The organism is Paludibacterium sp., from assembly GCF_019232825.1.
Taxonomy (GTDB): domain Bacteria; phylum Pseudomonadota; class Gammaproteobacteria; order Burkholderiales; family Chromobacteriaceae; genus Paludibacterium.
Map to the genome: position 1 here is coordinate 1 of NZ_JAFAND010000147.1, position 17977 is coordinate 17977.

At 61.7% G+C, this 17977-nt stretch carries 19 protein-coding genes and 1 tRNA gene; 9 read left to right on the forward strand and 11 right to left on the reverse strand.

Annotated elements, in window-relative coordinates:
* Positions 1-175: 175 nt before the first annotated feature.
* From JOZ06_RS19180 to JOZ06_RS19195, 4 genes are all read right to left on the reverse strand, one after another.
* Positions 176-625, reverse strand: coding sequence for a PaaI family thioesterase (locus JOZ06_RS19180; protein ID WP_293235390.1), 450 nt, complete (start codon positions 623-625; stop codon positions 176-178).
* Complete coding sequence (locus JOZ06_RS19185) at positions 622-1095, reverse strand: PaaI family thioesterase (protein ID WP_293235392.1); 474 nt, start codon at positions 1093-1095, stop codon at positions 622-624. Before JOZ06_RS19185 ends, JOZ06_RS19180 begins: the two co-directional genes overlap by 4 nt.
* Entirely contained in the window at positions 1092-3677 is a 2586-nt protein-coding gene (gene gyrA, locus JOZ06_RS19190; protein ID WP_293235394.1) for a DNA gyrase subunit A, read from the reverse strand. Before gyrA ends, JOZ06_RS19185 begins: the two co-directional genes overlap by 4 nt.
* Positions 3678-3802: 125 nt before the next feature.
* Positions 3803-4657 carry a basic amino acid ABC transporter substrate-binding protein gene (locus JOZ06_RS19195; protein ID WP_293235396.1) on the reverse strand — a complete coding sequence of 285 codons (855 nt, stop codon included), beginning with the start codon at positions 4655-4657 and terminating at the stop codon, positions 3803-3805.
* 75 nt (positions 4658-4732) lie between these two features.
* Between JOZ06_RS19195 and JOZ06_RS19200 the strand changes: the two genes are divergently transcribed.
* Complete coding sequence (locus tag JOZ06_RS19200) at positions 4733-5236, forward strand: hypothetical protein (protein ID WP_293235398.1); 504 nt, start codon at positions 4733-4735, stop codon at positions 5234-5236.
* 51 nt (positions 5237-5287) lie between these two features.
* Positions 5288-5363: transfer RNA gene (locus tag JOZ06_RS19205), tRNA-Thr, on the forward strand.
* A 56-nt stretch (positions 5364-5419) separates the two neighbouring features.
* On the opposite strand, the gene fumC is transcribed toward JOZ06_RS19205, so the two are convergent.
* Positions 5420-6823: a class II fumarate hydratase gene (fumC, locus tag JOZ06_RS19210; RefSeq protein WP_293235400.1), complete on the reverse strand. Its 1404-nt coding sequence runs from the start codon at positions 6821-6823 to the stop codon at positions 5420-5422.
* A 198-nt stretch (positions 6824-7021) separates the two neighbouring features.
* On the opposite strand from fumC, the gene JOZ06_RS19215 reads away from it, so the two are divergent.
* The gene (locus tag JOZ06_RS19215; protein WP_293235402.1) at positions 7022-7678 is read left to right on the forward strand and encodes a hypothetical protein; all 657 of its coding nucleotides are present in this window, start codon (positions 7022-7024) and stop codon (positions 7676-7678) included.
* Positions 7679-7758: 80 nt separating this feature from the next.
* Positions 7759-8130 (forward strand): hypothetical protein, encoded by a 372-nt coding sequence (locus tag JOZ06_RS19220; protein ID WP_293235404.1) that lies wholly within the window; start codon positions 7759-7761, stop codon positions 8128-8130.
* 9 nt (positions 8131-8139) lie between these two features.
* Here the strand turns inward: JOZ06_RS19220 and JOZ06_RS19225 are convergent, their stop codons facing one another.
* Positions 8140-8766 carry a protein phosphatase CheZ gene (locus JOZ06_RS19225; protein WP_293235406.1) on the reverse strand — a complete coding sequence of 209 codons (627 nt, stop codon included), beginning with the start codon at positions 8764-8766 and terminating at the stop codon, positions 8140-8142.
* Positions 8767-9212: 446 nt separating this feature from the next.
* Between JOZ06_RS19225 and JOZ06_RS19230 the strand changes: the two genes are divergently transcribed.
* Both JOZ06_RS19230 and JOZ06_RS19235 read left to right on the forward strand, forming a co-directional pair.
* A complete protein-coding gene (locus JOZ06_RS19230; RefSeq protein ID WP_293235408.1) occupies positions 9213-10133 on the forward strand; it encodes a patatin-like phospholipase family protein in 921 nt (306 codons plus the stop codon).
* A gap of 24 nt (positions 10134-10157) precedes the next feature.
* Positions 10158-10757 carry a TetR/AcrR family transcriptional regulator gene (locus tag JOZ06_RS19235; RefSeq protein ID WP_293235410.1) on the forward strand — a complete coding sequence of 200 codons (600 nt, stop codon included), beginning with the start codon at positions 10158-10160 and terminating at the stop codon, positions 10755-10757.
* On the opposite strand, the gene JOZ06_RS19240 is transcribed toward JOZ06_RS19235, so the two are convergent.
* A complete protein-coding gene (locus JOZ06_RS19240) occupies positions 10754-11107 on the reverse strand; it encodes a tRNA-binding protein (RefSeq protein ID WP_293235412.1) in 354 nt (117 codons plus the stop codon). The two genes, JOZ06_RS19235 and JOZ06_RS19240, sit on opposite strands and share 4 nt — an antisense overlap.
* 121 nt (positions 11108-11228) lie before the next feature.
* Here JOZ06_RS19240 and JOZ06_RS19245 point away from each other — a divergent pair, with 121 nt between their 5' ends.
* Complete coding sequence (locus JOZ06_RS19245) at positions 11229-12020, forward strand: enoyl-CoA hydratase-related protein (protein ID WP_293235414.1); 792 nt, start codon at positions 11229-11231, stop codon at positions 12018-12020.
* Positions 12021-12104: 84 nt separating this feature from the next.
* The gene (locus JOZ06_RS19250; protein WP_293235416.1) at positions 12105-12446 is read left to right on the forward strand and encodes an MliC family protein; all 342 of its coding nucleotides are present in this window, start codon (positions 12105-12107) and stop codon (positions 12444-12446) included.
* 14 nt (positions 12447-12460) lie between these two features.
* On the opposite strand, the gene JOZ06_RS19255 is transcribed toward JOZ06_RS19250, so the two are convergent.
* From JOZ06_RS19255 to JOZ06_RS19270, 4 genes are read right to left on the reverse strand one after another with little or no spacing between them, the layout of a single operon-like run.
* Positions 12461-13012 (reverse strand): cob(I)yrinic acid a,c-diamide adenosyltransferase, encoded by a 552-nt coding sequence (locus tag JOZ06_RS19255; protein WP_293235418.1) that lies wholly within the window; start codon positions 13010-13012, stop codon positions 12461-12463.
* Positions 13012-14715, reverse strand: a complete 1704-nt coding sequence (locus JOZ06_RS19260; RefSeq protein WP_293235420.1) for a hypothetical protein — start codon at positions 14713-14715, stop codon at positions 13012-13014. Before JOZ06_RS19260 ends, JOZ06_RS19255 begins: the two co-directional genes overlap by 1 nt.
* Positions 14712-15134 carry a DNA polymerase III subunit chi gene (locus JOZ06_RS19265; protein ID WP_293235422.1) on the reverse strand — a complete coding sequence of 141 codons (423 nt, stop codon included), beginning with the start codon at positions 15132-15134 and terminating at the stop codon, positions 14712-14714. The genes JOZ06_RS19260 and JOZ06_RS19265 overlap by 4 nt, the downstream gene beginning before the upstream one ends.
* Positions 15121-16686, reverse strand: coding sequence for a leucyl aminopeptidase (locus tag JOZ06_RS19270; protein WP_293235424.1), 1566 nt, complete (start codon positions 16684-16686; stop codon positions 15121-15123). The genes JOZ06_RS19265 and JOZ06_RS19270 overlap by 14 nt, the downstream gene beginning before the upstream one ends.
* A 179-nt stretch (positions 16687-16865) precedes the next feature.
* On the opposite strand from JOZ06_RS19270, the gene lptF reads away from it, so the two are divergent.
* Positions 16866-17975, forward strand: coding sequence for an LPS export ABC transporter permease LptF (gene lptF / locus JOZ06_RS19275; protein WP_293235426.1), 1110 nt, complete (start codon positions 16866-16868; stop codon positions 17973-17975).
* Positions 17976-17977 lie beyond the last annotated feature (2 nt).

Below are 17977 nucleotides of genomic sequence, written 5' to 3' on the forward strand. Positions count from 1 at the left end.
CCTCTGAACAAGTTATTTACCGCCAGGCGCCGCCCCGAAGGGTTTGGCCAACAAGCGGCCGCCTGACGGCGTTGCGCTCCTTGGCATCGCAGAATGACTGCGACCTGCGTCGCGCGCCTTGCATTCGGCCTGTTGTTGACCAAACGCGGCGGCAAATAACTTGTTCAGAGGGTCCTTAAGTATTCGTCGCCAGCAGAAAATGCGCGCGCGCCACGGCCACCGGCTTGTCCGGGCTATCCTGCCAAGCCTCGATCAGCACATGCGCCACGCGCTTGCCCTGCTTGGTGATTTCGCAACGGGCGTACAGCGTTTGCGGACGCCCGGGGCGCAAGTAATCGAGCGAGAAGTCGACGATCTTCGGCAGATCCACCGACTCGCGATTCCACATCAGATGAATCAACGCGGCATTTTCCATGAAGCCGCCGATCAGGCCGCCGTGCAATGCCGGCAGCGCGGTATTGCCGACGTTACGCTCGGCATAGGGCAGCGTGAACAATAGCGCGCCCTCATCGTCTTGCTCGGTGAATTCGACGCCCATCAGCCGGGCATACGGAATCGCCTCGATAATTTCACGATAGTTCTTTTCGTCGCGCAGACGATTGAAACGCTGGGCGAACTCGCTCATTGATTCGCTCCCCCGACCATCGGAACAGGGCTCGATTCGCGCATGAACGTCGCCACGCCATGCGCGATCGGCTGATCGATACTGTCGTGAAAGCACACCGCCCGGGTAAAAGCGACTTGGCTCGCCAGCCGGTAGCACTCGGCCGTGCAGTAGATCGGCCGCCCCGGCGTCGCCGCCTTCAGGTAGTCGATCCGCAGGTCCAACGTGGCGATGGTTTCAAAATCAGGCAGCTGCGCGGCCACCGACACGGCACTACAGGTATCCACCAGCGAGGTGATAACGCCGCCGTGCAGCACGCCGCTGACCGGATTGCCGACCAGGTCGTCGCGCCAATCGATCGCCAGCGTCGGTTTACGCCCGGCGGTGCCGACGTAGCGCATGCCCAAGGTCGCCGCGTGCGGCAACGACACGAAGAGCTTGCTCAACACGTCGAGCACTTGGGGGTTGGCCGGCGCCGGCGCCTGGCTCATGCCTCTTCTCCGGTGGCGAAGTCCTCGTCCGCCTCGCCCTCGTCGACGGAATCGCTCTCAGCCACTTTTTCCAGGCCAATCAGCTTTTCGCCCTCGTCGAGGTTGATCAGCCGCACGCCTTGCGCGGCGCGGCCCGTTTCGCGGATCTCCGCCACGCGGGTGCGGATCAGCACGCCGCCGGTGGTGATAAGCATCACCTCGTCGTTTTCCACCACCAGGGTGGCCGCCACCAGCGCGCCGTTGCGCTCGGAGGTGTCGATGGCGATGACGCCTTGCGTGCCACGATGGCTCTTGCGGTAGTCGGCGATCGGCGTGCGTTTGCCGTAGCCGTTTTCGGTCGCGGTCAGCACTTGATCGGTCTCGCTATCGGAGACCAAGAGCGAAATCACACTCTCGCCCTCGGGCAGGTCCATGCCGCGCACGCCGCGCGCGGTGCGCCCCATCGGACGCACGTCGCTCTCGGCGAAGCGCACGGCCTTGCCATGGCTGGAGAACAGCATGACCTCATGCTCGCCGGCGGTCAGCGCCACGCCGATCAGCTTGTCGCCTTCGTCCAGGTCGAGCGCGATGATGCCGGCCGAACGCGGGCGGGAGAAACTCGACAGGCCGGTCTTCTTGACCGTGCCGCCGGCCGTGCACATGAACACGAAATGATCGTCGGTGAAGGCCTTGACCGGCAGCATGGCATTGATTTTTTCGCCATCCGACAGCGGCAAGACGTTGACGATCGGTTTGCCGCGACTCGCGCGTCCGCCCTGCGGCAGTTCGTACACCTTGATCCAGTAGCAACGGCCGAACGAGGAGAAGCACAACACGTAATCGTGCGTATTGGCGACGAACAGCGTCTCGATGAAGTCGTCGTCCTTGGTGGCGGCGGCCTGCTTGCCGCGTCCGCCGCGACGCTGAGCGCGGTAGTCGTCCATCGGCTGGGTCTTGATGTAGCCCGAGTGCGAAACAGTCACCACCAGGTCCTGCGGCGTAATCAGGTCTTCGATGTTGATGTCGCCGCCGAACGGTTCGATTTCCGAACGGCGCGGGTCGCCGAACTGCGCACGGATCGCGGCGAGCTCTTCGGCGATGATCTGATTGATGCGTTCCGGTTTTGCCAGGATGTCGATCAGATCCAGAATCACCGCCATGATTTCCTGATATTCGGCGACGATCTTATCCTGCTCCAAGCCGGTCAGCCGTTGCAGACGCAGATCGAGGATGGCCTGGGCCTGCGTTTCCGACAGCTGGTAGCCTTGGTCGGTCAGACCGGTTTCCACGCCTTCCGGGCGCGCCATGGCCGGATCGACGCGCGAGAGCATGTCTTCGACGAGCTGGGAGCGCCACGTGCGGCTCATCAGCCCGGCCTTGGCCACTTGCGGGTTTTCCGATGCCTTGATCAGCGCGATGATCTCGTCGACATTCGACAAGGCGACCGCCAGCCCTTCGAGGATATGGCCGCGTTCGCGCGCTTTGCGCAGTTCGAAAATGGTGCGCCGGGTGACGACTTCGCGGCGATGGCGCAAGAACTCTTCCAGCACTTGCTTCAGATTCAACAGCCGCGGCTGGCCATCGACCAGCGCCACCATGTTGATGCCGAAGCTGTCTTGCAGCTGGGTCATCTTGTACAAATGATTGAGCACCACCTCGGGCATTTCGCCGCGCTTGAGCTCGATCACCATGCGCATGCCCGACTTGTCGGACTCGTCGCGCAAATCGGAAATGCCCTCGATTTGCTTGTCGCGCACCAATTCGCCGATGCGCTCCAGCAGGCGCGCTTTGTTCACCTGATACGGCAGCTCGTCGACGATGATCGCCTGGCGTTCGCCGCGGCCGATGTCCTCGACGTGTGTGCGCGACCGCATGATGACGCGGCCGCGGCCGGTGCGGTAGGCCTCTTTGACGCCGACCGTGCCGTAAATAATGGCGGCGGTCGGAAAGTCCGGCGCCGGAATGATGTCGATCAGCTCGTCGATGGAGATGTCGCTATTGGCGAGCAATGTCAGACACGCGTCGACCACCTCGCACAAGTTGTGCGGCGGGATATTGGTCGCCATGCCGACAGCGATACCCGAGCTGCCGTTGATCAGCAGATTGGGAATGCGGGCCGGCAGAATCAGCGGCTCGTGTTCCGAGCCGTCGTAGTTGGCGCCGAAGTCGACCGTTTCCTTGTCGATGTCGGCCAGGAGCTCGTGCGCGATACGCGCCATGCGGATTTCGGTGTAACGCATGGCGGCGGCGTTGTCGCCGTCGACCGAACCGAAGTTACCCTGCCCGTCCACCAGCGGATAGCGCAGGCTGAAATCCTGCGCCATGCGCACAATGGTGTCGTAAACGGCCGTGTCGCCGTGAGGGTGATATTTACCGATGACATCGCCAACGATACGGGCCGACTTCTTGTATGCCCGGTTCCAGTCGTTGGACAGTTCGTGCATGGCGAACAGGACGCGCCGGTGAACCGGCTTAAGACCGTCACGCACGTCCGGCAGCGCGCGCCCCACGATCACGCTCATGGCGTAATCGAGATACGAGCGGCGCATTTCCTCTTCCAGGCTGACCGGAATGGTTTCCTTGGCGAAAAGCTGATCTGTCATGGATGAAAGCTTGTCTTTTATTGTTGGCAAACGTTGGCAATTCTACCACGGGCGTAAATTTCACGCATAACGGAGAGAAGTTTACCGTCAAGGCGAATCACGCCATCGGACAGGCACGAGGATAATTACCGCCCCGTACCGAAGTATTTTTGATAGAGCGCCGCATAGGTGCCATCCGCGCGCACCGCAGCCAAACCCGCGTTAATCTTGCCACGCAAGGCTTCCCGCCCTTTTCGCACGGCGAACCCGTAGTGCTCCGGCGCAAAACTTGCCGTATCTTCGACGGTAAAAAACATGCCGTTGGAATGGCGCACAAAGCCGGCCACCACGCCGTTATCCCCGACCAGCGCCTTGACTCTGCCGGCCTTGAGCGCGTCGAAAGCCTCCGTCATGGTTTGGAAACGGACGATATTGGCACTATCGCGGCCCACCAGCCGCTGCAGATCGTCGTCGGCCGTCGTGCCGACCTGCACCGCGACGCGCTCGCCGCGCAAGTCGGCAAACGAGCCGACCTCGTTCGCGCCGTGGGGCACGGCAATCACTTGGCGGGCATCAAAATAAGGATCGGAGAAATCGACCGCCTGGGCCCGGGCGGCATTGATACTGATGCTGGACGCCAAAATGTCGTAACGCCCCTGCGCCAGCGCGCCGAAGATTCCCTCCCACGGCGTATTGACGAAGCGGACGTGAAATCCGGCGTGCGCGGCAACCGCGCGCAGCAAATCCACGTCAAACCCCACAACTTGTTGCCCGACGCCAACAGATTCAAACGGCGGATAACTGGCGTCGCTGCCGACCACGTATTCCGTCCCATCCTCTGCCGCCGCCCCGGAATCGGCTTGCCGGCCGCAACCGGTCAGCGTCGCCGCCAGCAAAATAACGACGAGAAAGAACCCGCCGGGCGAAAGTTTCATAGCCCTCATGCTCCAATTTCTGTGCGGTGCTTTATAATTGAGCGCTTCGATGGCGCGTGACGACATCTTACCCGTCCGCTCATATTATTCACAATGTATAAGATACCCATAGTGGGATATCTCGACACGAGATTCATTGACATGGCTCTGAAATCGCTCCTCACTTCCGTGGCTGCCAGCGTGCTGCTGTGCGCAGCCGGCGCGGCGCTGGCCGAGGACCCCATGCCGGCGGACACGCCGCTGCCCGGCGACGTGCAGGTCAGCCAGCCGGCGCAACCCAGCCATCACAAAACGCACAAGGTTCAAGGCAGCAGCAACCTGGTCACCGTCGAGACCGGCGCCAAGCCCCACGCCAGCCGCAAGCACGGCAACAAGAGCGCGAGCAAGCACCACGCCGCCAAACCGGCGGCGAAGCGCACCGGCAAACACGCCGCCAAGCCGGCAACCCAGCACAAGGGCAAGGCAGCCGCCAAACCGGCAGCCCCGCAAAAGGGCAAGGCAACCGCCAAGCACGCCGCGAGCGCAAAATCCACGACCAAGGCCAAAGCCAAGGCGGCCAAGCATGGGCAGCACCCGCAACCGGCCAAACACAAGGCGGCCAAGAAATCCCGCCACGTCCCAAAGCCGGTTCACAAGAAAAAGTGAGGGCGCCGCGCTTGTCTTAACGCGGCAATTTACGCATAATGGCGCCCTCTCGCCGGTGTAGCTCAGTTGGTAGAGCAGCTGACTTGTAATCAGAAGGTCGGGGGTTCGACTCCTCTCTCCGGCACCAATACAGACGGGCCTTGCCGCCAGGCAAGGCCCGTCTTCCATTGCGGCGCGAACGCGCTACGAACCTTCCGGCCGCGTCATGCGCGCCGGATCGACCCAGATATCAAACTGTTCCTTGGTTAAAAAGCCGAGCGCCACCCCCGCCTCGCGCAGCGTCTCCCCCTGATGCAGCGCCCGCTTGGCGATTTGCGCCGCCTTGTCGTAACCGATATGGCGGTTGAGCGCCGTCACCAGCATCAAGTTATCGGCCAAATGGCGCGCGATCACCGCGCTGTCGGGTTCGATGCCGGCGGCGCAGTGCGTGTCGAACGCCCGCATGGCATCGGCTAGCAGCGTCAGACTCTCCAGCACGTTGTGCACCATCACCGGTTTATAGACGTTGAGCTGAAAATTGCCCTGGCTGCCGGCAAACGCCACCGCCGCGTCATTGCCGAACACCTGGACGCACACCATCGACAAAGCCTCGCACTGAGTCGGATTCACCTTGCCCGGCATGATCGACGAACCGGGTTCATTCTCGGGAATGCGAATCTCGCCGATCCCGCAGCGCGGGCCGCTGGCCAGCCAGCGCACGTCATTGGCCAGTTTCAGCAAGGCGCCCGCCAAGGTGCGCAGGCTGGCGGAGACATTGACCAGCGCATCGTGCGCGGCGAGCGCAAAAAACTTGTTCTCCGCCGAACGAAACGGGCGCCCGGTCAGCAAGGCGATCTGCTCGGCGCAAGCGGCGCCGAAACGAGGATGCGCGTTGAGTCCGGTTCCGACCGCGGTGCCGCCGATCGCCAGATCGAACAATCCCTCCACGGCGGCCAGGATACCGGCGCGCGCAAAATCGAGCTGTGCCACCCAGCTGCCTATCTCCTGACCCAAGGTAATCGGCGTGGCGTCCTGCAAGTGCGTGCGCCCCGTCTTCACCACGCCGTCATAGGCCGCCGCCTTGTCGGCCAGGGTGCGCCGCAGCGCGTCCAGCGCGGGCAACAAGGTATCGAACACCTCGCCGGCCGCCGCAATGTACATCGCGGTCGGAAACGTGTCATTGGACGACTGGCCGCGATTGACGTGATCGTTCGGATGAACGGGCGCCTTACTGCCAAGCACGCCGCCCAGGCGCTCGATGGCGCGATTGGCGATCACCTCGTTGGCGTTCATATTGGACTGGGTGCCGGAGCCCGTTTGAAACACCACCAACGGAAAATGATCGTTCAGCTTGCCGTCGATCACCTCCTGCGCCGCCTCGGCGATCGGACCGCCCAGTTCGGGCGGCAACTCGCCCAAAGCCATATTGGCCAGCGCGGCCGCCTTCTTCAGCACGCCCAGCGCGCGAATCATCGCGAACGGCCATCGAAAGCGCGCCACGCCGATCGGGAAATGTGCCACCGATCGCTGCGTTTGCGCCCCCCAGTATTTATCCGCAGGAACGGCCACTTCGCCCATCGAATCGGTTTCTTTGCGCACCTTGCTCATCGCTTCCTCCTCGCGACACCGCATGACAATTGATTTTTCAATCTATCACACCGCCCCGCTACCTTCATCCTGGCTAGCGGCAGCACACATAACAAAAACGCATGACTATTTGTCGAAAATCATTGCCTTTTCAGTTTCATTTCATTTAAAACTGTAACAAGACGCTGGATAGGCGAACGGCCGAAAGAGAGGGAGACGATGCTCAGCACTATCCTGACGCATGCCTACGACCGGTTCTACTTTTCCCGCCTGCGCAACACGTTGACCCTGAGGCGCAGCCTGCTGCTCGCCTTGTTCTGTCTCGCTGTCGCGCTCATCGATGATCTCTGGCCCGGCACGCGAAAAGAACTCTTTCCGCCGTGGGTCGACGGCCTCGTGGCCCTGACGGGCATTCTGTTGTTATTGAGCCTGATCCCAGATCTGATCGGCTATCGTGCCTCGATGCTGAACCTGATTCCCTGCGGCCGCGGGCGATGGGAAATCCGCTTGGCGCTGATCCCTTTTCTGCGCGCGCGCTCGATGGCGCAACTGGAGAGCAACTATCTCGAACTGGAGGTTTTCACTCTGCTGCGCCACGCCTACGCGCTGCGCGCGGTCGGCACCATTACCATGGCGAGCTATCTCTTTACCCGCAAAGAGCGCCGCGCGGCCTGCGCCAACGACATTCAAGCTTATTTCATCGGCTGGCAGGCCCACGGGCAAGAAAATCTCAGCCGGTTACCTGGCTGGCAAGCCTTCTTGATCAACCGGCTGATCCACGCGCGCAGCCGCGGCGATGGCAAATCACGCCCATCGGTCGAAATGGGCCCGGTCCACGGCATCGTCATCCAATGCCGGCCGGACACATTTCTATAACCAGAGCCGCGCTTGCCGCATGTGCGCGCTTCGGGTAAAACCCGATCATGGCAAATAACGGTTTTCAACAAGGGGAAATAATGGATTTTGAGCACATCGTGGAAGCCGGAGAGATCACCCCGGCGTCGCCGTTGCATAACGTGGCGCTGGCCACCTACATTCTGTTCGGTCTCGGGCTGTTCTTCCCGGTTTGCACGCTCATCGGTCTAATCGTCGCTTACGTCAAACGCGCCGACGCCGCCGGCAGCGGTTACGCCACGCACTTCACCTGGCTTATCCGCACGTTTTGGATCACGCTAGGCATCGCCGTCGTCGGCTTCATCACCCTGCTCGTCGGCATCGGCGCGTTGATTCTGGTCGCCGTTTGGATCTGGCACGTCTACCGCCTGGTGGCCGGCTTTCTCAAATTCAACGACCGGCTGCCGATCGACCGGCCGACGCGTTTTATCTGACCTGCGGGCTCAAAATCCCAAATCGTCGAGAAACTTGTCGACTTCGGCTTGCGAGGACAGCGCCTGCTGGCCCGCGATATCGGAAGGCATGGCCGGTCCGTTGAGCAAACCGTCCGCCTTCTTTTTTCCACCCGTCGCGGGTTGCGTTTGCTGCAATAGCGTCAAGAGTTCGGACTCCATCTTGCCCGCCACCTCGACCACACGCTTGATCACCTGCCCAGTCAGGTCCTGAAACTCTTGCGCCATGACGATTTCCATCAGATGCGCCTTGTGCGTTTCGCTTTCCTGCTCGCTGCGTTGCAGAAAATCACGCGTCTCTTGCAGCGTGCGGCGATAGTCGCTCGTATCGCGCCGCATGCCGGACACGCGCGCCCAACTCGCCAATAAGGTTTGCGCCTCGCTCTGGCGCCGGTCCAGAAGCGGCGTCATGGCATCGACCGCATTGAGCACGCGCGACACCGCCTGCTCGGTCATCGACAGCACGTACGCCAAACGCTCGCGCGCATCGGGCATCGCTTCCACCGCGCGCGTCAACTCGCCATCGCCACCAATACCCTGCAACGTGGCATGCAAGGTACGTGTCATCTGCCCCAACTGCTGAAACACAGCCTGCTGTTGCTGCTTTTGAGTGGTCATTTCGACTCCGCTGTCTTGGCCGATAATCGTTACAGCATATTATATATTGATAATGTTTAAACCATTTCGGACTTAGCGCAAGCAAAGTCCAGACAATTTAGCGCGCCACCCCCAGGATAGTTGACAAGTACGTGAACTATTTTGCAGTGCGACAATCTTATCTAAGCCAGAAGGGTTTTTTAATCCATTTAATTAGAGATTGCCGCGACCAACCGGCCGCATAAGTACAAGGAGCGCCAGATGCAAAAGAATACCGCTTTGCTGACCCTATTCCGTCCGCCCCGCCGCAAACCCAAAAAAGCGCGCCTGGTGGTGTTTAGCGAGCCACGCACTGCCCTCTGAGCCCCAAGCCGCCCGCCAGGCGGCTTTTATTACGCCAAATAGAGGCGAGTCATTTGTCATAGCCACAATTTCGCCTTATCCTGAGCCATTCAGGAGACTTCAGCATGAACTTCAGTATCAGGCTCAGCGGGCAACAGGAGTCGGACACCTGGCTGCACCATACGCGGCTGGCCTTGGTATGCGAAGGCGGCGGCCAGCGCGGCATCTTTACCGCCGGCATTCTCGACACCTTTCTTGAGCAGGATTTCTTTCCGTTTCGCACGCTGGTCGGCACCTCTGCCGGCGCACAGAATCTGTCCGCCTACGCCAGCGGCAGCCGCGGCTACGCGCGGCGCATCATCATGCGCTACACCACGCAAAAACCCTTTTTCGATCCGCTGCGCTTCGCGCGCGGCGGGCATCTGATCGACCTCGACTGGCTGTTCGACACCACCGGCGAGTCTTTTCCGTTGGATGTCGAACGCGCCGCGCGCCGCTTGCAAGGACGCGACCTGCGCGTCGTCGCTTGCCGCAGCGACACACTGCAAGCCGATTACCTCCCATTCACCCCCGCGCAGTGGGCGACGACCGTGAAGGCCTCCAGCGCCATACCCATGTTTTATCGCGGCGGCGTCACCATCGGCGACGTCACCTACTGGGATGGCGGCGTGAGCGATCCGCTGCCGCTGCGCGCCGCCCATCAATGGGGGGCGGACTGTATTGTCGTGATCCGCACCCTGCCCGCCAGCTATGCCGTCAAACCGCTCAAATTACCGCCACGCTTGATGAAGGGGCGGCTCAGCAATATGGCCGCCGTGCTGCAAAGCCATCTGGACGGCTATTTGCTCGCGCACGATTTTATTGCCCGGCCACCCGCCGGCGTGAAAGTGATCGAGCTCGCGCCGCGCCAACCGCTCAAAAGCCAGCTGGTCGGCAGTAAGCTTGAAGCCCTTCGCCATGACTACCGGCTCGGCCAGGCCTGCGCGCGGCAATTCTTGGAGCAGCATGCGTGGAGATTGCGGCGGCGCCAGCCGCCCCCCGTCTAGACGACCGGTCTAATTAAGGCTATCATGCTGATTATGAAGACCGAATCCAGCTGTGTGCGCCAGCACATTATCGATACCGCCAAACCCATTATCCTCGGCAAAGGCTATGCCGCCGTCGGGCTGAGCGAGATTTTGTCCGCGGCGGACGTGCCGAAGGGCTCTTTCTATCACTATTTCAAATCCAAAGACGCTTTTGGCGAGGCCTTGCTCGAACATTATTTCGACGAGTATCTGGCGCAGCTTGACGCGTTGATGGCGGAAGACGGCACCCCCGCCGCCGAACGGCTGATGCGTTACTGGCAAAGCTGGGGTCATCATCAGCTTTGCGACAACAAAGAAAGCAAATGCTTGGTCGTCAAGCTAGGGGGCGAGGTCTGCGATCTTTCCGAGGCCATGCGTGAGACGCTCAATCGAGGCACCGACGCCATCATTCATCGTCTCGCCGGCTGCATCGAGGCGGGCCGCGACGACGGCTCGCTCACGGACATCGACGACGCGCGCGCCACGGCGGAAACACTCTATCAAATGTGGCTAGGCGCCACCTTGCTCTCCAAGATCCGCCGCGACGACGTCCCGCTGGCCGCGGCGCTGCAAGCGACGCGGCAATTGCTGCAACTAGCCTAGCCCGCGCGCACGCCATTGGGCACCGGAAACTCCGGCTGCGCCAACGCCGACGGTATGATGCCGTCGGCGTAGCCGATATCGAACAGCATCCCCTCCGACACCACGCCGGAGATTTTTTTCGGCGCCAGATTCACCACAAACAACGCCTGCCGGCCGACCAGCCCCTGCAAATCAGCACGCTCCTGCTTGATGCCGCAGAGGATCGAGCGCTGAAAATCGCCAAAATCCACCATCAGCTGAACCACTTTGTCGGACCGCGGCACGTCGTTGACGCTTTGAATCATTCCGCAACGAATATCGATTTTGTCCAGCACGTCAAAGGAAATAACGGGTTTCACCGGCTCGCCCATGAACTGACTCCGCAAAGTAAAAGAAGAAAGACGCCATTTAACCCGGCTTTGCCACAGGAGGCAAACCCAGCAATTATTCATTTGGGATATACTACCCACTCATGCCACCGAGAGCACCCCTATGACCGAGTCCATGATCGATTTCACCACCCAGCAAGGCATCGCCCGCATCACGCTCAATCGCCCCGCCGCGTTCAACGCGCTCGACACCCAGGGCATCCAACGACTGGCCGACATCGCCAGCCAACTGACTCAGGACGCGACGCTCCGCGCCGTCGTCATCACCGGCCAAGGCGACAATGCCTTCTGCGCCGGTGGCGACGTCACCCATTTCGTTCAACAGGCACATCGTGTGGGCGAGCTGCTACAGGAAGCGACCGATCCGCTGCATCAAGCCATCCGCCTCTTCACCGAGCTCAATGCGCCTATCGTCGCCGCCGTCAACGGCGTGGCGGCCGGCGCCGGGCTGAGTTTGGTCGCCGTCGCCGATCTCGCCATCGCCGCCGAGCATGCCCGCTTCACGACCGCCTACACCCAGATCGGCTATACCCCGGACGCCGGTTCGAGCTGGCTGCTTCCGCGGCTGATCGGCCAACGCCGCGCGATGGAGCTCTTCCTCACCAATCGCGTACTGTCGGCGGAGGAAGCGCTGGCATGGGGGCTCGTCAACCAGGTCGTACCGGCGGCGTCATTCACCGGAACCGTCGAGCAGCTGATCCATCGCCTCGCCGACGGCCCCACCGGCGCGTTGGGCGGCGTCAAGCGGCTACTGCTCGATGGCGCCACCCAGCCGCTGGCGGCGCAACTGGCGGAGGAAGCGCGGACCATCATTGCGCAAAGCCAAACGGAAGAAGGGAAAGAAGGCGTGCGCGCCTTCAGCGAACGCCGCCAGCCCCGTTTTCGCCCCGCATGACGCGATGCGCGAGAAACGGCGCTTTGCAAGGCGAACGGCAACGGCTAGACTTGTGACCCCAACACCCTCACCGAGAAGCGCTTCATGAAACGACTCCTGCCCGTCTTGCTGGTCGTTGCCTGTGCCGGCGCCCATGCCGCCCTCGTGCCGGATATCGCCATCAACGAAACGCTGACCTTGCAATACCTCTGCGCCGGCAGCAAACCCTTGAAGGTTCGCTACCTGACCGGGCATAACGGGCAGCATTTCGCGTTGCTGGCCGCCCAGCCCGGCAAGCCGCTGCTGTTCGTCCAGACCATTGCGGCCTCAGGCGTGAAATATCAAGCGGATCATTTCATCTGGTGGACCAAGGGACCGCAGGGGGACTTGTATGATGTGACCCGAGGGCCTGACGCCACGCCGCTTCTCAGCTGCCGCACCAGCTGATTGGCCGAGCGCCGTCAGTCCTCGCGGCGCGGGCGCCAGAGAATATCGGGCTGGCCGGCCAAACGATTCAAATGGCGCGCCAGCACGAACAGCAAATCCGAGAGACGATTCAAGTACTGCCGGCCAGGCGTCGATATCTCCGTCTGCTTGGCCAGGCTAACCAACGTGCGTTCAGCGCGACGGCACACGGCGCGGGCTTGATGCGCCAGCGCTGCGGCGCGTGTACCGCCAGGCAGAATAAACTCTTTGAGCATCGGCAGATCGCGATTCACCGCTTCGACCCAGGCCTCCAGCGCCAAGACGCGCGCCTCGGTCAGCGCGGCAAACCCCGGCACGGCAATTTCCGAGCCCAGATCGAACAGATCGTGCTGAACCGCCGTCAACCATTCGGCGACCTCCGGCGGCAACGGCTCCGCCATCAGCACCCCCACGAGACAGTTCAGCTCATCGACCTCGCCCAGCGCATGGATACGCGGCGCATCCTTATCCACGCGGCTGCCGTCACCCAAACCCGTTGTGCCGCCATCGCCGGTACGGGTCACGATGCGAGACAAACGATGTCCCATCAGCGGCGCTCCCCACGTTCTTCCCGCCCCATTTCGGCGATTGCCTGACGCAGGCTTTCGCGCAACGTCTCGCTAAAGAGCATTTCGTAATCTTCCTTCAGCTGGTGCATCACCCCGGAGAGCATTTGTTTACTCTGATGGTCGAGTGCGTCCTGCAGCCACAACGACAATTCAACCTTCATACGCGGCAGGATTTTGTCGTAAAGCGAATCGATCAGCATGGCCTCGTCGACCAAGGTCACGTAAGACTTGCGCACCGTCGGCAGGTTAAAGGCTTGCGGCGCCGGCGAGGATGCCAAGCCGGCCACGTTGATGATCTCCACCGGCCGCGTGGGGGACGACGGCGCCGTCTCCACGGGCAAAGGCGCGTCGAGCGCAGACTGCAACGCCTCCTCGCGCGCTTCGGCCATCGCCTGCTTAAGGCGCTCTTGCGCCAGCGTGCGTTCGGCCGCGCGAATCAAGTCCTGCACGCTCGATCCCTCTTCGCTCTCGGGAACGCCCAGACCGCCGCCCAGCACGCCGCGCGGCAAACTGTCGAGCGAAATCGAACGGAAAGGTTCGTCCTCGGCCGGCGCGGACGACAACTCAGCCGGCGTCGGTGCCGCTGCCTCGGGCGACAGCGCCGCCATGGCGTCCAGATCCTCCACGGGCTCGGCAACCGGCGAACCGGACGCCTCGGCAACCGCTTCGACCGCCTCGTCGAGCACCGATGCCGGTGCCGCTTCGGCCATGCCCCCGGCCGCGTCGTCGGTTAAGGCCGTCGCCAACACCGGCTGCGCTTCCGCCTCTGCCGCTTGCGCCTCTTCCATCACGCACTCGGCGGATTCGGGCTCGAGCACAGACTCAGGCGTCGGCGCCGTTTCCGCCGCCGTCAAAGCCTGGTCCAGCACCGGCAGATCATCCATCGGCGCAGACTGAGCGGCTTCGGCGACATCGACATCCAGCGCCGTCTCCTGGACTGGCATCGTTTCGGTCTCGTTGCCGACTGAAACGTCATCCGCTTCGGGCACGCTTTCCGTCTGCGCGAGCGGCGCCGTTTGCGCCCCGTCCTCCGCCCAAACCTCGTCCAGCACCGGCAGATCGGCCGGCAGATCGGCTATCGCCGCATCCGCGACCGGCGCGGGCGCCATGGCCGCAGCGTCCGGCTGCGCGGCGTCGTCCGCCAGCACCTCGTCCAACGTCAACTCCGGAATGGTCGTGAGCGGCGTCTCCGTTTCTTCCGCATCCGCCGGCAGCGACACCTCGGAGGAAGGCCCGGGCAGGACGTCTTCGAGCGTCAGTTCGGGAATTTGCTGCTCGGTATCAGGCAACGCCGGCGCGTCCTCTTCGACGCTCATGGCCTCGGCTTGCGCCACGGCCATCGGCTCCAATTCGAATTCGAATTCGCTTCCCTCCGCTTCGGCCGCCGTCAGTTCGCCGGCATCCACGGCTTCCAAATCAAGCGAGGGCAGTCGATTGAAATCGATTGCCGTCTCCGGCGCGGGCGCAACGCCCACGTCCTCCAACAGCAACTCGGGGGGGAATTCCAACGGGGTCTCGGCCGTCTGCAGCGTATCGACCATTTGATCCAGTTCGTCTGAGAAGTCGAACTCGGGAATGTCGACGCCCTCGGACGGCAACGTCTCGTCCACGTCGGTCAGTATTGGCAGCTCCATCTCGGGCCACGCCTGCGGGTCTGGCTTCTTCGGCTCATTCTTACTCATCGGTTGCTCATATCGTGATGTTCGATGACAAACCCGCACTCCCTGTAACGCTTGAAGCGCTCCCGGGCCATCGCCAATGAAGCTTCGTCGTTGCCGACGATCTCCAGAATCCGGGCGAAGCGCGCAGGCTCGGCAGGCGTGCCGTCAGACAGGTTGAGCAGTACCGCCGGATGATCGCCCTGCGGCGCCTCGGCGGTCAACCAAATCGGCGTAGCCTCGGCCTCGGGCGCATCACTGCGGCAATGCGGCACGAAAGCCACGTCGTCAAAACTCCACAAGTGGGCGCTAAAGGCGCCGAGGGCCTGGTCGCTCTCAAGCCAGACCAAGAGCCGCTCCCCCTTGTTATACACCGTTTGGGTCAGCCGGCAGGCAAACTGCGCCGGCGTGTCGACCCGCGTGTAAAAATCAATCCGCGTCATCTTCTACCGGCTCTGCGACTTCTCGGCGAGGACGACCACGGCGCACGACATTGCCCAGGGCGATGTCGGCGCGGTCCTGCAGGAATTGCACCAAAAGCGGCACCGGCCGGCCGGTCGCGCCCTTCTCCTTGCCGCTCTTCCAGGCCGTGCCGGCGATGTCCAGATGCGCCCAGTCGTAGCTCTTGGCGAAACGGGACAAGAAGCACGCAGCCGTCACGCTGCCGCCAGGGCGCCCGCCGATGTTGGCCATGTCGGCGAACGGGCTCTTGATCATTTCCTGGTACTCTTCCCACAACGGCATATGCCATGCTCGATCGCCCACTTCCTCACCGGCGGCGGCCAGTTCGCGCGCCAAGGCATCCTGATTGCTATAGAGTCCGGTGGCGATATGCCCCAGCGCCACGACGCACGCGCCGGTCAACGTGGCAACGTCGACCACGCAAGACGGATTGAAGCGTTCGGTATAGGTGAGCGCGTCGCACAGAATCAAGCGCCCCTCGGCATCGGTATTGAGCACCTCGATGGTCTGTCCCGACATCGAGGTCACGATGTCGCCAGGCTTCACCGCACCGCCGGAGGGCATGTTCTCGCAGGTCGGCACCACCGCGACCAAATTGATCGGCAGCTTCATCTCGACCGCGGCCTTGAAGGCGCCGAGTACCGTCGCCGCGCCGCACATGTCGAACTTCATTTCATCCATGCCTTCGCCCGGCTTGAGCGAAATGCCACCGGAATCAAATGTGATGCCCTTGCCCACCAGCGCCACCGGCGCATCGTTACGATCTTTCGCGCCCCAGTGCTTGAGCACGATCAGATGCGGGTCCTGCACGCTGCCCTTGGCCACCGACAGGAAAGAGCCCATGCCCAGCGCCTCGATGGCGGCGCGGTCAAGGATTTCCGCCTCGGCGCCAAGCGATTGCGCCATGTTGCGCGCTTCCTCGGCCAGATAGGAAGGCGTGCAGACATTGCCCGGCAGGTTGCCGAGATCCTTGGCCAAGGCCATGCCGGCGCCGATCGCCAAGCCGCGCGCCAAGCCTTTTTCGCCGTCGGCCAGATCACTTCGGCGCGGCACCGCCAGCGTCAGTTTGCGCGGCCCGCGCAGCGGGTCGTCCACCTTGCTCTTAAAACGGTCGAAACGGTACAACGCATCCAGCGTCACCACCGTCGCCTGCTCGACCATCCATTCGACTTCGTGCTTCTTAACCGGCAGCTCGGTCAGATAGCTGACCGCCTCGTTGGCCGAGGTTTGCGCCAGGGCGCGAATCGAAGCGCGGATGGCCTCGCGATATTCTTTGGCGCGAAATTCGCGCTCCTTCCCCAGGCCGACCAGCATCACCCGGTCGCACAACGCATGCGGGACGGAGTGCAGCACCAGCGTGCTGCCCAGCTTGCCTTCCATATCCCCGCGACGAATGACGTCGCTGACAAAACCATTGGAAATGCGGTCGAGAAGATCGGCCGCCAGCGTTAGTTTGCGAGATTCGTAGACACCGACAATCACGCAGGCTACGCGCTGTTTTTCCGGGCTTCCGCTTTTTATGTTAAATTCCATTGTGTACTCCCGTTGTTATCGCGTGTCAGCCACTCAACTCGGCCGCGAAGACGGCATCGGCCCATCACGAGTGAAGGCGGATATTTCAGTTTCCCGACATGCCTGGAAATTGCATATCAGTATTTCGGTTTGAATTATCACTACGCTAGTCGCAAAAAGTCAAAAAAGGCACATCATCCATGGTTTTTTTCAAAAGCCTGACGCGCGAACTGACTTTCAACGCCGTCGGTGTTTTTATCGTCCTTTTGGCGATTCTGGTTTCCACGCAGGCAATCAACCTGCTCGGACGCGCCGCCGAGGGAGATGTTGCCAACGACGCAGTGGCCGCCCTGATTGGGTTTTGGGCGCTCGGGTTATTTCCGGTTCCACTTATTCTCACCGTGTTCATCAGCACGCTGGTCGTACTGACCCGGCTGTGGCGCGACCAGGAAATGCAGGTGTGGCTCGCGGCAGGCCTGTCGCAAAAAAGTCTGCTGGGTCCCATTCTGCGCTTCGCCGTGCCCTTGTCGATGCTGGTAGGCGTGGTGGCCATTGGCATCGCGCCCTGGGCGGACCAGCGCAGTCAGGCCTATGCGGATCAGCTAAAACAGCGCGAAGACATCTCGGCAATTTCCCCTGGCGTATTCAAGGAGTCCTCCGACGCCAACCGCGTGTATTTCGTTGAAAATTACGCCGGCCAAAACGGCAGCGCCAAGAATATCTTTTTCCAGGACCTGAGCAACGGGCAAATTTCCACAATCCTCGCCAAGAGCGGCCATTTGGCGACGGATGACATCAATCAGCGAATTATCGTGCTGGAAAACGGCTACCGGTATGTCGGCGTGCCGGGCCAGGCCAATTTCGATGTCATCAACTTCAAACGTTACATCGCCGTCATCGGCAAAAGCCACGACCTGGTAGCCGCGCCGCGCTCACGCCAGTCGTTGCCGACCACGTATCTGCTCACCCAGCTCAACGATCCGAGCGCGTGCGCCGAACTCGCCTGGCGCTTCTCGTTGCCGTTCAGCTGCCTGATCCTGGCGATCCTGGCCATCCCGCTGTCCTACTCCAATCCGCGATCGGGCGGGCAGGCATTCAATTTGATCGCCGCTTTGTTGAGCTATTTCGCCTACCAGAACGGACTCACCGTGGTACGCAACAGCATCATGCACGGCTCGCTGCCGGCATGGAGCATCATTTTCGTCCACTTGGCGGTGCTGATCATCGCGCTCTTGGGACTGTTATACCGCGATAGGCCGGCACAACCCCTATGGCAATCGCTGCGCACCATGCTCATTAAAAAGGCTTGATC

Bases quoted from the DNA above. Each gene is read 5' to 3' on its own strand.
- JOZ06_RS19225 (WP_293235406.1), bottom strand. From the start codon at position 8,766: ATGACCACTCAAAAGCAGCAACAGCAGGCTGTGTTTCAGCAGTTGGGG.
- JOZ06_RS19240 (WP_293235412.1), bottom strand. From the start codon at position 11,107: ATGGGCGAGCCGGTGAAACCCGTTATTTCCTTTGACGTGCTGGACAAA.
- gyrA (WP_293235394.1), bottom strand. From the start codon at position 3,677: ATGACAGATCAGCTTTTCGCCAAGGAAACCATTCCGGTCAGCCTGGAA.
- JOZ06_RS19230 (WP_293235408.1), top strand. From the start codon at position 9,213: ATGAACTTCAGTATCAGGCTCAGCGGGCAACAGGAGTCGGACACCTGG.
- JOZ06_RS19185 (WP_293235392.1), bottom strand. From the start codon at position 1,095: ATGAGCCAGGCGCCGGCGCCGGCCAACCCCCAAGTGCTCGACGTGTTG.
- JOZ06_RS19250 (WP_293235416.1), top strand. From the start codon at position 12,105: ATGAAACGACTCCTGCCCGTCTTGCTGGTCGTTGCCTGTGCCGGCGCC.
- JOZ06_RS19245 (WP_293235414.1), top strand. From the start codon at position 11,229: ATGACCGAGTCCATGATCGATTTCACCACCCAGCAAGGCATCGCCCGC.
- JOZ06_RS19180 (WP_293235390.1), bottom strand. From the start codon at position 625: ATGAGCGAGTTCGCCCAGCGTTTCAATCGTCTGCGCGACGAAAAGAAC.
- JOZ06_RS19255 (WP_293235418.1), bottom strand. From the start codon at position 13,012: ATGGGACATCGTTTGTCTCGCATCGTGACCCGTACCGGCGATGGCGGC.
- JOZ06_RS19215 (WP_293235402.1), top strand. From the start codon at position 7,022: ATGCTCAGCACTATCCTGACGCATGCCTACGACCGGTTCTACTTTTCC.
- JOZ06_RS19200 (WP_293235398.1), top strand. From the start codon at position 4,733: ATGGCTCTGAAATCGCTCCTCACTTCCGTGGCTGCCAGCGTGCTGCTG.
- lptF (WP_293235426.1), top strand. From the start codon at position 16,866: ATGGTTTTTTTCAAAAGCCTGACGCGCGAACTGACTTTCAACGCCGTC.
- JOZ06_RS19265 (WP_293235422.1), bottom strand. From the start codon at position 15,134: ATGACGCGGATTGATTTTTACACGCGGGTCGACACGCCGGCGCAGTTT.
- JOZ06_RS19220 (WP_293235404.1), top strand. From the start codon at position 7,759: ATGGATTTTGAGCACATCGTGGAAGCCGGAGAGATCACCCCGGCGTCG.
- JOZ06_RS19270 (WP_293235424.1), bottom strand. From the start codon at position 16,686: ATGGAATTTAACATAAAAAGCGGAAGCCCGGAAAAACAGCGCGTAGCC.
- fumC (WP_293235400.1), bottom strand. From the start codon at position 6,823: ATGAGCAAGGTGCGCAAAGAAACCGATTCGATGGGCGAAGTGGCCGTT.
- JOZ06_RS19195 (WP_293235396.1), bottom strand. From the start codon at position 4,657: ATGTCGTCACGCGCCATCGAAGCGCTCAATTATAAAGCACCGCACAGA.
- JOZ06_RS19260 (WP_293235420.1), bottom strand. From the start codon at position 14,715: ATGAGTAAGAATGAGCCGAAGAAGCCAGACCCGCAGGCGTGGCCCGAG.
- JOZ06_RS19235 (WP_293235410.1), top strand. From the start codon at position 10,158: ATGCTGATTATGAAGACCGAATCCAGCTGTGTGCGCCAGCACATTATC.